The organism is Stenotrophomonas sp. KH_052 (genome assembly GCF_057838755.1).
Window position 1 is genome coordinate 1,640,087 of the sequence record NZ_CM174475.1, and the last position, 13,020, is coordinate 1,653,106.

A 13,020-nucleotide genomic window follows, 5' to 3' on the forward strand; every position below is an offset into this window, starting at 1 on the left:
ATAGGCAACCTGCTGCTCCGGCAGCAGGCTGGGGTGATGGTCGCCGAACGATCCGCTCCGCCGCTGTTTGGCAGTGGTTGCGCCGCCTGTCTGGTGCTGGGCGCGCTGACCTGCGTACAGCTGCCGGTGCTGCCGCCAGTGTGGTTGTGCGTGCCGTTGGCCATCGCCAGCGTCGCAGGTTGGATCGTGCCTTGGCGCGGTCGCGCGTGGGCGGCTGCGCTGTTCGGCCTGTCGTGGGCAGCATTGCACGGGTATTGGGCCTTGCAGGCCCAGCTCCCACCCGGAGGGCCCGCGCAGGACGCGCAGGTTCGTGGCCGAGTGGTTGATCTTCCACACAGTGGCCCCGGCTACACCCGTTTCGTGCTGAAGGTCGACGAGGCCGATGCGCTGCCCTCGTTGCGTGGCAGGCGCCTGCAGATCACCTGGAACGATCCATGGCGTGGACCGCCTATGAGCGGCGCCGAAGGTGGGCGCCATGCGGTTCGAGCTGGCGCGCATTGGGAGCTGTCGCTGCGGGTGCGGGCACCGCGTTCGCGGATCAATCCTGGAGGCTTTGACGGCGAGCGCCATGCATTGCTGAGGGGGATATCCGGCACCGGTACGGTGCGCGATCCGGCGAGTGCGCGTGAGCGGCGAGCCGCGCACGGCCTGCCGGCCTGGCGCGAGCGCAGCAGTGCTGCCATCGCCACCCAGGTGGCCCATCCTGCCGCTCGCTTCGTGCAGGCGCTGGCACTGGGCGATACCCGCGGCTTGTCCGATGCAGACTGGGAACACCTGCGCGCACTGGGCCTGACCCATCTGGTCGCCATCTCCGGATTCCATGTCGGTGTGGTTGCCGGCTTTGGCGTGATGCTGTGCCGGGGGCTGTGGTGGCTGTGCCCAGGGTTGGCCCGCCGCTGGCCACGGCCGCAGGCGGCCGCGTGGGGCGCCGCATTGGCGGCGGTAATCTACGCGGTGGTCGCCGGCGGCGCGCTGCCCACGGTGCGCGCCGCGCTGATGATCGGCGTGGTTGCGTTGGCCCGCGCCGGGCGTCTTCCGGTAGGTGCGGGGCAGGGGTTGGCACTGGCTGCTGTGGTGATGCTGCTGCCGGCGCCGCTGTCGGTGCTGGCCGCCGGCTTCTGGCTCAGCTTCGGGGGCGTGCTGTGGCTGCTGTGGTGCCTGCCGCGGACCGGGCCGGAGGGCGTCGGCGGTGGCCTGCGCGGATTCCTGGCCGCACAGGGGGTGGCCAGCCTCGGCCTGCTGCCCTTGTGCGTGGCGCTGTTCGGTGGCACCGCGCGGTTGGGGCCGCTGGTCAACCTGCCGATCATCCCGTGGTGGACGCTGCTGGTGGTGCCGCTGTCGCTGCTTGGGACCGGGCTGCATGCGCTGCACGACGGGGCGGGGCGCTGGGCATGGCGCGCCGCTGCCGGGCTGTTCGAGTTCAGCTGGCAGGCCCTGCAGCCGCTGGCACAGCATCCGCAGGCGATGTGGTGGCTGGCCGAGGCGCCGCGCTGGGCGGTACCCGCAGCGTTGCTGGGGGTGTTCTGGTGGCTGCTGCCTCGCGGGAACGGCGGCGGCCTGGCCGGCCTGTTGTTGTGCCTGCCGCTGCTGTGGCCGGCACGTGAGGCACCGGCGGAAGGGGAGCTGGAACTGCTGGTGCACGATGTTGGTCAGGGCACGGCGGTGCTGCTGCGCACCGCGCGGCACGCGCTCTGGTACGACGTCGGGCCGCCGACCGGCGGCGATGGCAACGAGCGGATCCTGGTCCCGGCCCTGCGCGCGCTGGGGCAGGCGCCGCCGCAGCAGGTGATGCTCAGCCACGATCACCTCGACCACACCGGCAGCCTGCCCAGCCTGCGTCGGCAGTTGCCGGGGCTGCAGCTGCTGGCGCCGCCGGGCAGCGCCATCGCCGGTACCCGGTCGTGCCAGCAGGGGCTGCGCTGGCAGTGGGACGGGGTCGATTTCCAGGTGCTGCATCCGGCGCCAGGCAGCCGCCACGCCGAGAACGAGGACAGCTGCGTGCTGCGTGTCGCCAGCCGCCATGGCGTGGTGCTGCTGGCCGGCGATATCGGACACCCTGCCGAGCAGGCGCTGCTGCAGGCGTCCCCAACGGCACTGAAGGCGGACGTGGTGCTGGTGCCGCACCATGGCAGCGGCGGCAGCTCCAGCGCGCCGTGGGTGGCCGTCGTAGCACCACGGCTGGCGCTGGTTTCGGCTGGCCACCAGAACCGCTTCGGCCATCCCTGCCCGGATGTGGTCCGGCGCTGGCAGGCGCAGGGGGCCGAAGTGCTGGCCACGGCCGATTCCGGTGCGATCCGCGTATGGCTTGGCGCACAAGGGATGCAGCTGCGTGAACAGCGTATCCACGCATCCCGCTGGTGGGATGCCGTTGGGCGGGCGCGGTCGGCTGCTATCCTATCGACGATTGAACAAGCGGCCGTTGGGCCGGAGGGTTGAAACGTGTGGGAACTGGTCAAGGCCGGTGGCTGGCCGATGGTGCCGCTGCTGCTGTTGGGCGTACTGGCTTTGGCGATCATCCTGGAGCGTTTCTGGTCCCTGCGGCGCACTGAAGTGCTGCCGCCCGGCCTCGGCCAGGAAGTGCGCAACTGGGCGGCACGCGGCAAGCTCGACCCGGCCCACCTGCAGACCCTGCGTGGCAACTCGCCGCTGGGCGCGCTGCTGGCCGCTGCGCTGGAAGCGCGCAACCGGCCACGTGACCAGATCCGTGAACGCATCGAAGACACCGGCCGCCACCTGGTGCACCGCATGGAGCGCTTCCTCAACGCGCTGGGCACCATCGCGTCGGCCGGCCCTTTGCTGGGCCTGCTGGGCACGGTGATCGGCATGATCCAGATGTTCCTGGGCATCCTCGACCACGGCGTGGGTGATGTGAACCAGCTGGCCGGTGGTATCGGCAAGGCGCTGGTGTGCACCGCCACCGGCATGATCGTGGCCATTCCGGCACTGATGTTCCACCGCTACTTCAAGGGCCGCATCCACGGCTATGTGGTGGAGATGGAGCAGGAAGCCAGCGCGCTGCTGGATACGCTCGACGGCCGCCCCGGGGTATTGAACCCGGCGCCCGCCGCGCGTTCGGCCAATGCTGCCACGGCGAAGGCCTGATCGATGCGTATCGGCAACGACCGATCCCAGGATGAGCCGCATATCGACCTGGTGCCGCTGATCGACGTCATCCTGGTGCTGATCATCTTCTTCGTGGTCACCACCACGTTTGACGCGCGTTCCACGCTGCAGGTGCAGCTGCCCACTGCCAGCCAGCAGCAGACCAACGAGCCGCCGCGCTCGCTGAGCGTGCTGATCAATGCCGAAGGCCGCTATTTCATCAATGACCAGGAAGTGCTGCGCAGCGACGTCGAGTCGGTCAAGCAGACCATCGCCGCCGTGGCCGGCAGCGACCGTGAGCAGACCGTGCTGCTGCGTGCCGACGCACGCACTCCCTACCAGGCCGTGGTGACCGCGCAGGACGCGCTGGGTCAACTCGGTTTCCGCCGTATTGCCATTGCAACAGCACCCGAGGTGCGTCCATGAGTTCCAATCACGCGCCGGTGTGGCCGATCTACAAACGTCTGCTGGGGTACACCCGCGCCTACTGGGTGTTCATGGTGGCTGCGGTCATCGCCATGGTGGTCGAAGCCCTGGCCGGCTATCACTTCACCAAGCTGATGGAGCCGCTGGTCAACCGTGGCTTCGTCAATCCCGAGCCGCGCATGGCGGTGATCTTGCCGCTGACCATCCTCGGCCTGTTCCTGATGCGCAGCGTCGCCACCTGGGTAAGCGACTACGCGCTGGCCAAGACCGGCCGCAGCGTGGTGCGCGACCTGCGCGAACAGGTCCTGGCCAAGTACCTGCACCTGCCGTCCTCGCACTTCGATACCGAAGCGACGCCGGTCATGGTCAGCCGCCTGAATTTCGATACCGAACAGGTCACCCAGGCCAGCGCTGATGCGCTCAAGACCGTGGTCGCCGACACCCTGACCATCATCGCCATGCTGGCGGTGATGCTGCAGATGAGCGTCAAGGTCACCGTGGCCATGCTGGTGGTGGTGCCGTTGATCGGCGTGATCGTGTCCTACGTGGGCAAGCGCTATCGCCGCATCAGCCGTGGCATCCAGGACGGCATGGGCTCGATGGCGCAGACCGCCGAGCAGTCGCTGGCCGCGCAGCAGGAAGTGAAGGTGCATGGCACCCAGCAGCACGAGATCTCGCGTTACTCGCGCCTGGCCAACCGCATGCTGTCGCTGAACATGAAGGTGGAAGTCACCCGTGCTGCCGCCTCCAGCGTGGTCCAGTTCCTGGCGGCGCTGGCGCTGGCGGTGATCGTCTGGGTGTCCACCCGCGAAGCGCTGGCTGGCCGCCTCAACGCCGGCCAGTTCATGGGCCTGATGACCTCGATGATGGCCATCATTCCCTCGCTGCGCCGCCTGACCAGCGTGCAGACCTCCATCTCGCGGGGTGTAGCTGCCGCCGAACGCCTGTTCAGCATCCTCGACATGCCGGTCGAGCGCGACGAAGGCCGAAATGCAGTGCAGCGCGTGCGCGGTGAACTGGCGTTCGACCACGTCATGCTGCGCTACCGCGAGGACAGCGGCATTGCCCTGGACGACATCAGTTTCGTCGCCAAGCCGGGTACGGTCACCGCCATCGTCGGCCGTTCCGGCAGCGGCAAGACCAGCCTGATCCGGCTGGTGCCGCGCTTCTACGAACCCAGTGGCGGGCGCATCACCCTTGATGGCGTGGCGCTGGATGACTATCCGTTGGCCGACCTGCGCCGCCAGGTGGCAATGGTCGGGCAGAAGGTCATGCTGTTCGACGACACCATCGCCGCCAACATCGCCTATGGCATGGACGCGAGCGTTGAACAGATCCGTGCAGCGGCTGAAGCTGCCAACGCGTGGGAATTCATCGAGCGCATGCCGCAGCAGCTGCAGACCCCGGTCGGCGAGAACGGCGCACTGTTGTCCGGCGGCCAGCGCCAGCGCCTGGCGATCGCCCGTGCGATCCTGCGCGATGCGCCGATCCTGATCCTGGACGAAGCCACCGCCGCGCTCGACAACGAATCCGAGCGCCTGGTGCAGGACGCGCTGCAGCGCCTGATGCCCGAGCGCACCACGCTGGTCATCGCGCACCGCCTGTCGACCATCGAGCATGCCGACCAGGTGCTGGTGATGGATCACGGCCGCATCGTCGAGCGTGGCACTCACAAGGAACTTCTGACCATGGGCGGGCTGTACCAGCATCTGCACAGCATGCAGTTCCGCGAAAGGCAGGACTGATGGCCGGCAAGGGTACCCAGACCCCGCCGTACTGGTACGACGGTAGCCCGGTTCCGTGGGCGATGCGCCTGCTGGCGCCGCTGTACGCCGGTGTCACCGCGTTGCGCCGGCGTGCCTACCGGCGCGGCTGGCGCAAGCACTACACGCTGCCGGTGCCGGTCATCGTGGTCGGCAACATCACCGCCGGTGGCACTGGCAAGACGCCGCTGACCATCGCGCTGGTGGAGCGCCTGCGTGCCGCTGGCTGGAAGCCGGGCGTGGCCAGCCGTGGCTACGGCCGCGAAGACGCCGACAAACCGCTGTGGGTGCAGGCCGACACGCCGACCGCCAAGGGTGGTGACGAGCCGGTGCTGATTGCCTGGAAGACCGGGGTGCCGGTGCGGGTGGACCGCGACCGTGTGGCCGCAGGCAGGGCCCTGATCGAAGCCGGTTGCGACGTGATCGTCTGCGACGACGGCCTGCAGCACTACCGGCTGGCGCGCGACATCGAGATTGAAGTGGTCGATGCCCAGCGTCGCTACGGCAACGGCCGGATGATCCCCGCCGGGCCGCTGCGCGAACCGATCAGCCGTGCCAGTGAATGCGACTTCCGTGTAGTGAATCTGGGTCAGGCCGACGAAGAAAGCGCGGCGCAGGCCTGTGGCTTCGGCCAATGGCCGATGGCGCTGCACATCGACAGCGCGCAGCCACTGGCCGGTGGCCGTGCGCGCCCGCTGGCGTACTTCAAGGGCCAGCGCGTGCACGCCGTGGCCGGTATCGCGCATCCTCAGCGCTTCTTCGACATGCTGCGCGCGCGAGGCATCGGCGTGGTGCCGCATGCTTTTGCTGATCATCAGGCCTACCAGCCGCAGGACCTGTCCTTCGGCAGCCAGCTGCCGGTGCTGATGACCGAAAAGGACGCGGTGAAGTGCCGTGCGTTCGGCAACGACTGGCACTACGCCGTTCCGCTGCGCGCCGAGCTGCCTGCCGCGTTCTGGGTGGCGCTGACCGACCGCCTGGACAAGCTGCGACCGAACTGAGTGGCGCAGCGGCGCTTGCATTCACGCGCCGCCGGCCGCATTCCCGTTGTAACGAGCCTGCCGAGTACCGCCCGCATGACCGAATTCGTCGTCGCCATTCCGGCCCGCTATGCCGCCTCGCGGCTGCCAGGCAAGCCGCTGCGCCTGCTGGGCGGTGAGCCGCTGGTGCTGCACGTGGCACGCCGCGCGCTGCAGGCCGGGGCTGGCGAGGTATGGGTCGCCACCGACGATCAACGCATTGCCGACGCACTGTCCGGGCTGGCCGAAGTGAAGGTAGCGATGACCGCCGCCTCGCATGCGTCCGGTACCGACCGCCTGGCCGAATGCGCGCGCATTGCCGGCTGGGCCGACGACACCGTGGTGGTCAACCTGCAGGGCGATGAGCCGTTCGCGCCGGCGGCCGGCATCCGTGCGGTGGCCGAGGCACTGGTCGGTGGCAATGCGCCGATGTCGACCCTGGCCACGACCGTCGAAGATGCGCACACCCTGTTCGATCCGAACGTGGTGAAGCTGGTGCGCAACGTGCGCAACGAGGCCATGTACTTCAGCCGTGCGCCGATCGCCTGGCACCGCGATGGCTTCGCACGCAGCCGCGATACGCTGCCGGCCGGGCACAACTGGTTGCGCCATATCGGCATCTACGGCTATCGCGCCGGCTTCCTGCAGCAGTTCGCGGCGATGCCGCCGGGCCAGCTGGAGCAGGTCGAATCGCTGGAACAGCTGCGCGTGCTGGAAGCGGGCTTCCCGATCAGCGTGGCGATCTCGCCGGAACCGTTCCCGCCCGGCATCGACACCCCTGAGGACCTGGAGCGCGCCGAAGTGCTGCTGCAGGCAATGGCCGCACGATGAAGCTGCTGGTCGTCTGCCTCGGCAACATCTGCCGTTCGCCGATGGCCGAAGGTGCGCTGCGCGCCTGCCTGGACGCGTCGCCGCTGGCTGGTCGGGTGCAGGTCGATTCGGCCGGCACCGGCGACTGGCATGTGGGCGAGCCACCGGACCGGCGCGCGATCGCCTGCGCGGCCGGGCATGGCGTGGACATCGGCGGCCTGCGCGCGCGCCAGCTGCAGGTCGCGGATTTCGACCGCTTCGACTGGATCCTGTGTGCCGATGAGGCCAACCTGCGGGATGCCGGTCGCTTGGCCACCCCCGCCCAGCGAGAACGCCTGGCGCTGTACCTGCCGTGGTCCGGCGGGCAAGGCAGGGGTGCGATCCCGGACCCGTACACCGGCGGCAGTGAGCATTTCGAACAGGTCTGGACATTGGTCGACGATGCTGCAAAACGAGCAGTGGCACGACTGTTGCATGACGCCGACTCCGGCATAATCGGGCCATGAACGTCCAGCCCGTCCCGGACCTGCCCGAGTTCGCCACCTGGCTCAATGCCACCCCCTGCACCCTGACCGAACTGCGCGGTCGGCCGGTGGCGCTGTTGTTCGTCAACGCCGCCTCCGCCTGGAGCGCGCAACGCCTGGCCGAGTTCGGCCAATGGCTGTCGCGCCACCCCGGCAAGCTGCAGCCGCTGGTGCTGCAGGTGCCGCGCTTCGATTTCGAACGTGAGGCCGGCGCCGCACTGAAGCTGCTGCGTCGCCAGGGGCTGACGATGCCGGTGCTGCTTGATGCCGACTGGGATGGCTGGCGCCGCTTCGGCGTCACCGCCTGGCCGACCATCGTGCTGCTGGATGCGCAGGGGCGCGAGCAACAACGGTTGGTCGGGCAGGGCGCACCCGGCGAACTGGAGCGTGCCTTGAACGCGCTGTGCGAGGGCGCACCGTCGGCGCCGCCGCGCGGTGGCAGCGAGCTGCATCCGGAGCCGCGCCACGCGCTGCGCTTCCCGCTTGGCCTGGCGGTCAGCACCGAACGCCTGTACATCGCCGACAGCGGCCATCACCGCATCCTCGAATGCAGCCACGGTGGCCGCATCCTGCGCCAGTTCGGGCTGGGCACCGCCGATTTCATGGATGGCAACCTCGCCGAGGCGGCCTTCCACCGCCCGCAGGCGCTGGTGCTGGAGCGCGATTCGCTGTACGTCGCCGACACCGGCAACCATGCCGTGCGCCGCATCAACCTGCTGACCGGCATCGTCGACACCCTGTGCGGCAACGGCCGTCCCGGCGCGCCGGTGGAAGGCCCGGTCGCGCAGGCCAGGCAGGTGTCGCTGGACCATCCGGTCGGCCTGGCCATCGCCGACAACCAGCTGCATATCGCCATGGCCGGTGACAACCGCATCTGGAGCTACCACCTGGGCCAGCGCAGCCTGCAGTGGCGCGCCGGCAGCGGTTCCATCGACGAACGCGATGGCAGCGGCCACCTGGCTGCCTTTGCCCAGCCCATCGCACTGGCCGTGGTGCAGCAGGTGCTGTACGTGGCCGACGCGTTGGGTTCCTCGATCCGTGCGCTGCAGCTGCGTGGCGACCTGGTGCAGACGCTGGTCGGGCAGGGGCCCTGGCGCTTCGGCAATGAGGACGGCCCGCGCACCCAGGCCAGCCTGCAGTTTCCGCAGGCGATGGCACTGAGCCCGGATGCGCCGCTGCTGTGGATCGCGGATACGGGCAACGGCCGCCTGCGCACCCTGCGCCTGGGCGGTGGTGAACTGACCACCCAGCCGCTGCCGCGCCGCCTGCATGGTCCGGCCGGTCTGGCAGCCGGTGCGGGCGCGGTGTGGATCGCCGAGACCGATGCCCACGCCGTGCTGCGTTTCGACCCCGACAGCGGCGTGCTCAGCGAAGTCCCGATCAGCGAATGACCGACGTATCCGCTCCGGTCTTCGACGGCAAGGCCTTCGCGGCCCAGCTCAGCACCGCCCCCGGCGTGTACCGCATGTACGCCGCCGACGACACCCTGTTGTACGTCGGCAAGGCGCGCGCGCTGCGCAACCGTGTCGGCAGCTACTTCAACGGCAGCCCGAAGAACGCGCGGATCATGTCGATGATCTCGCAGATCACGCGCATGGACGTGACCGTGACGCGCTCGGAAGCCGAGGCGTTGCTGCTGGAAAACCAGCTGATCAAATCGCTGTCGCCGCGTTACAACGTCTCGTTGCGCGACGACAAGACCTATCCGCACGTGCTGCTGACCCGAGAGGACTGGCCGCGCATCGCGCTGCATCGCGGTCCGCGCGCCATTCCCGGACGCTACTTCGGTCCGTATCCCGGCGTTACCGCCGTGCGCGAAACGCTGAACCTGATGCACAAGCTGTTCAAGCTGCGCAGCTGCGAGGACAGCGTGTTCCGCAACCGCTCGCGGCCGTGCCTGCAGTACCAGATTGGCCGCTGCAGTGCGCCGTGCGTGGAGCTGGTGCCGGCGCCGGAGTACGCCGAATCGGTGCGCCGCGCCGCGCTGTTCCTGGAAGGCAAGAGCGACGAGCTGACCCGCGAACTGGGCGAACAGATGCAGGCCGCCAGCGAGGCGCTGGAGTTCGAGCAGGCCGCGCGCCTGCGCGACCTGATTTCCTCGCTGCGCAGCATGCAGACCCGCCAGTACGTGGATGGCCGCGCCGCCGACCTCGACGTGCTGGCCGTGGCCATGCAGGGCTCGCAGGCCTGCGTGCTGCTGCTGGCCTTTCGTGATGGCCGCAATCTCGGTACCCGCCCGTTCTTCCCGCGCACCAATGGCGAAGAGAGCCCGGAAGAGGTGTTGGCCGCGTTCGTCTCGCAGTACTACATCGAATTCGAGCCGCCGCGCGAGATCCTGCTGGACCGCGAGATTCCTGACGCCGACCTGCTGGTTGCCGCGCTGTCTGCCTCGGCCGAGCGCAAGGTGCAGCTGAAGTGGAACGTGCGCGGCGAACGCGCCGGCTACGTGGAACTGGCCAGCCGCAATGCGCAGCTGACCCTGGCCACCGAACTCAACAGCCGCAACGCGCAGCACGCGCGCAGCGATGCCTTGCGCGACATGCTGGGTCTGGCAGAGCCGGTCAAGCGGGTCGAATGCTTCGACATCAGTCATACGCTGGGCGAGGCCACCGTGGCCTCATGCGTGGTGTTCGACGCCGCCGGCCCGGTGCGTGCGCAATACCGCCGCTTCAACATCAGCGGCATCGAGCCGGGCGACGACTACGCCGCCATGCGCCAGGCCATCGACCGCCGCTTCCGCCGTGCGGTGGAAGAGCAGGGCGTGCTGCCGGACGTGCTGCTGATCGACGGCGGCGCCGGCCAGTTGGCCCAGGCCCAGGCCGCGCTGGCCGACCTGGGCGTGGAAGGCGTGCTGCTGGTGGGCGTGGCCAAGGGCGTGGAACGCCGCGCCGGCCACGAAGCGCTGGTGATGCCCGACGGTCGCGAGCTGCGCCCGGGCGCGGCCAATCCGGCGCTGCAGTTCATCCAGCAGGTGCGCGATGAGGCGCACCGCTTCGCCATCACCGGCCACCGCGGCCGCCGCCAGAAGGCGCGGATGACCAGCAAGCTGGAGGACATTCCCGGTATCGGGCCGCGCCGCCGCGCCAGCCTGCTCAAGCATTTCGGCGGCCTGGTCGGCCTGAAAGCCGCTGGTGAAGCGGAAATCGCCAAGGTGGAAGGCATCAATGACGCCCTCGCGGCACGTATCTACGCTAACCTGCACGGGTTGGCCACGCCTGATGCGGCCGAGTAGAGAGAGAAGCACGCAAGCATGAAGTTGACCCTGCCCACCTGGCTGACGTTGTTGCGGATCGTGATGATCCCGGTGCTGGTGCTGGTGTTCTACCTGCCCTACACCTGGACCAACTTCGCTTCGGCGGCGATCTTCGGCCTGGCCGCGATCACCGACTGGCTCGATGGCTGGATCGCACGCCGTTACCAGCTGGAGTCGGCCTTCGGTGCCTTCCTCGACCCGGTCGCGGACAAGCTGATGGTGGCAGTGGCGCTGTTCCTGATCGTGCAGGGCCACCCGACGCCGTGGATGGCGTTCTGGGCGGCGGTCATCGTCGGCCGCGAGATCGCGGTGTCGGCACTGCGCGAATGGATGGCCGAACTGGGCCAGCGCGCCAAGGTGCGCGTGGCGATGATCGGCAAGGTCAAGACCACCGCGCAGATGGTCGCACTGTTGTGCCTGCTGTATTCGGTGGCCCCGAACGTGCCGGTGGAAGACATCTGGATGGGCTGGCCGGTGTTCCACATCGGCGACTGGACCCTGGCCATTGCCGCGGTGCTGACCCTGTGGTCAGGCCTGCAGTACCTGCACGCCGCTTGGCCGAGCCTGCGCGATGACGAGCGCGCTGCGCGCGAGCGTGCACGGCAGAAGAAGCTGGGCAACTGAGCCTCGGGGTCGGATCCCTTTCCGCAGGAAAGGGCTCTGACCCCACCGATGCGTTGACCCCATCGATGCGCCCATCCACGCATGGCGTGGATACGCAATGCAAGGTGCCTCGCAGACCCTAAAAAAGCGCTTGACGCCATCCTTGGAATAGGTAAAATTTCGCCTCCCAAGCGGGAATAGCTCAGTTGGTAGAGCGCAACCTTGCCAAGGTTGAGGTCGCGAGTTCGAGTCTCGTTTCCCGCTCCAGATTCAAGAAAAACGCTCCCGAAAGGGGGCGTTTTTCGTTTGCGTCCAACGCGCTTCATCCCCACTTCACCGCCACCCCATCGCCTCAACACGCGCATTGGCGAAGCTGCATCTCCGTTCCAATCCGGTGGTGTCGCGATGCCTCATCAATCCTCGGCCTACGACCACGACGTGGTCATCGTCGGCGCCAGTTTCGCCGGCACCGCCTGCGCGTTGGCCGCTGCCCAGTATGGCTTGCGCGTCTGCGTGCTCGAACGCAAGGCCGACCCCGGCGAGCGCCTGCACACCACCGGCATCGTGGTGAAGGAAGCGATGGAGCAGACCTGCCTGGGGCGCATGCCCGAACACCTGGTGCAGCGCGTTGCCAATGTGCGGCTGTATGCGCCGAACCTGCGCAGCGTGTTGTTGGCCGCGCCGGGCTATTACTTCCTCACCACCGATACGCCGAACCTGATGCGCTGGCTGGCCAGCGAGCTGCGCGCGAATGGTGTCGACCTTCGCCTGCAGCAGTCCTTCACCGACGCCCATCGCAGTGGTGACGGCTGGCTGGTGGAAGGGGGAGGGCGGTGCGCCTACCTGGTCGGCGCCGATGGCGCGCGCTCACGCGTTGCCCAGCGCACCGGCCTCGGCCAGGTGCGTGACAACCTCTACGGCATCGAACGTGAGTTCGCCGGCCTCCAGTTGCCGCAGGGCGACGCACTCCATTGCTTCGTCAGCAAGCGCTTTGCACCGGGTTACATCGGCTGGGTCGCACAGAACCCGACCGGGCTGCAGGTCGGCTTGGCGCTGCGCCATGACCCGAACCAGGTGCGGCCGCCTGATATCGGTGGCTTTCTTGAGCACGTGCGCGATGTGGTCGGCATTCCGCCTTCGGCGCGTCCCTCGGCCACCCGCGCAGGGCTGGTGCCCTGCGGCCGGCCGGATGGGCCGTTCACCGGCCAACGCGTGATCCTGACCGGCGACGCGGCGGGCATCGTCTCACCACTGTCCGCCGGAGGCATCCATTCCTCGTGGCGGCACGGTTGGGCGGTCGGCGAGGCGATTGCCCGCCATCTACGTGGGCAAGGGCCGGAAGCGGAACGGGTGGCGCGGCAGGTGGCGCCGGCATTCCATGGCAAGCGCCTGCTGCGCTGGGCGATGGATCATCTGCAGGCCGACTGGCCGCTCAACGCACTGCTGCACACGGCGACCACGCGGCGCATTGCCGAGCAGGTCTACTTCCATCGCCGTGGCCTGCGAACCTGAGGTATCGG

Annotated in this window: 11 protein-coding genes and 1 tRNA gene; all 12 read left to right on the forward strand. The window is 68.5% G+C overall.

Annotation, left to right across the window (positions count from 1 at the left end; translation table 11 throughout):
- Positions 1 to 36: 36 nt before the first annotated feature.
- The 12 genes from AC3ITW_RS07535 (at position 37) to AC3ITW_RS07590 (ending at position 13,012) form a co-directional block, all read left to right on the forward strand.
- Entirely contained in the window at positions 37 to 2,436 is a 2,400-nt protein-coding gene (locus tag AC3ITW_RS07535) for a DNA internalization-related competence protein ComEC/Rec2 (protein WP_489390193.1), read from the forward strand.
- A gap of 3 nt (positions 2,437 to 2,439) precedes the next feature.
- Entirely contained in the window at positions 2,440 to 3,102 is a 663-nt protein-coding gene (locus AC3ITW_RS07540; RefSeq protein ID WP_100468127.1) for a MotA/TolQ/ExbB proton channel family protein, read from the forward strand.
- A 3-nt stretch (positions 3,103 to 3,105) separates the two neighbouring features.
- Positions 3,106 to 3,528, forward strand: coding sequence for an ExbD/TolR family protein (locus AC3ITW_RS07545; RefSeq protein ID WP_004152323.1), 423 nt, complete (start codon positions 3,106 to 3,108; stop codon positions 3,526 to 3,528).
- The gene (msbA, locus tag AC3ITW_RS07550; protein WP_004152324.1) at positions 3,525 to 5,273 is read left to right on the forward strand and encodes a lipid A export permease/ATP-binding protein MsbA; all 1,749 of its coding nucleotides are present in this window, start codon (positions 3,525 to 3,527) and stop codon (positions 5,271 to 5,273) included. Before AC3ITW_RS07545 ends, msbA begins: the two co-directional genes overlap by 4 nt.
- Positions 5,273 to 6,292 carry a tetraacyldisaccharide 4'-kinase gene (gene lpxK, locus AC3ITW_RS07555; RefSeq protein ID WP_100468128.1) on the forward strand — a complete coding sequence of 340 codons (1,020 nt, stop codon included), beginning with the start codon at positions 5,273 to 5,275 and terminating at the stop codon, positions 6,290 to 6,292. Before msbA ends, lpxK begins: the two co-directional genes overlap by 1 nt.
- Positions 6,293 to 6,367: 75 nt before the next feature.
- Positions 6,368 to 7,141 (forward strand): 3-deoxy-manno-octulosonate cytidylyltransferase, encoded by a 774-nt coding sequence (gene kdsB, locus AC3ITW_RS07560; protein WP_012510612.1) that lies wholly within the window; start codon positions 6,368 to 6,370, stop codon positions 7,139 to 7,141.
- A complete protein-coding gene (locus AC3ITW_RS07565) occupies positions 7,138 to 7,626 on the forward strand; it encodes a low molecular weight protein-tyrosine-phosphatase (RefSeq protein WP_004152327.1) in 489 nt (162 codons plus the stop codon). Before kdsB ends, AC3ITW_RS07565 begins: the two co-directional genes overlap by 4 nt.
- Positions 7,623 to 9,035 (forward strand): hypothetical protein, encoded by a 1,413-nt coding sequence (locus tag AC3ITW_RS07570; RefSeq protein ID WP_489390194.1) that lies wholly within the window; start codon positions 7,623 to 7,625, stop codon positions 9,033 to 9,035. Before AC3ITW_RS07565 ends, AC3ITW_RS07570 begins: the two co-directional genes overlap by 4 nt.
- The gene (gene uvrC / locus AC3ITW_RS07575; protein WP_004152329.1) at positions 9,032 to 10,876 is read left to right on the forward strand and encodes an excinuclease ABC subunit UvrC; all 1,845 of its coding nucleotides are present in this window, start codon (positions 9,032 to 9,034) and stop codon (positions 10,874 to 10,876) included. The genes AC3ITW_RS07570 and uvrC overlap by 4 nt, the downstream gene beginning before the upstream one ends.
- An 18-nt stretch (positions 10,877 to 10,894) precedes the next feature.
- Entirely contained in the window at positions 10,895 to 11,521 is a 627-nt protein-coding gene (pgsA, locus tag AC3ITW_RS07580) for a CDP-diacylglycerol--glycerol-3-phosphate 3-phosphatidyltransferase (protein WP_012510614.1), read from the forward strand.
- 170 nt (positions 11,522 to 11,691) lie between these two features.
- Positions 11,692 to 11,767: transfer RNA gene (locus tag AC3ITW_RS07585), tRNA-Gly, on the forward strand.
- 138 nt (positions 11,768 to 11,905) lie between these two features.
- A complete protein-coding gene (locus AC3ITW_RS07590) occupies positions 11,906 to 13,012 on the forward strand; it encodes an NAD(P)/FAD-dependent oxidoreductase (RefSeq protein WP_489390195.1) in 1,107 nt (368 codons plus the stop codon).
- Positions 13,013 to 13,020 lie beyond the last annotated feature (8 nt).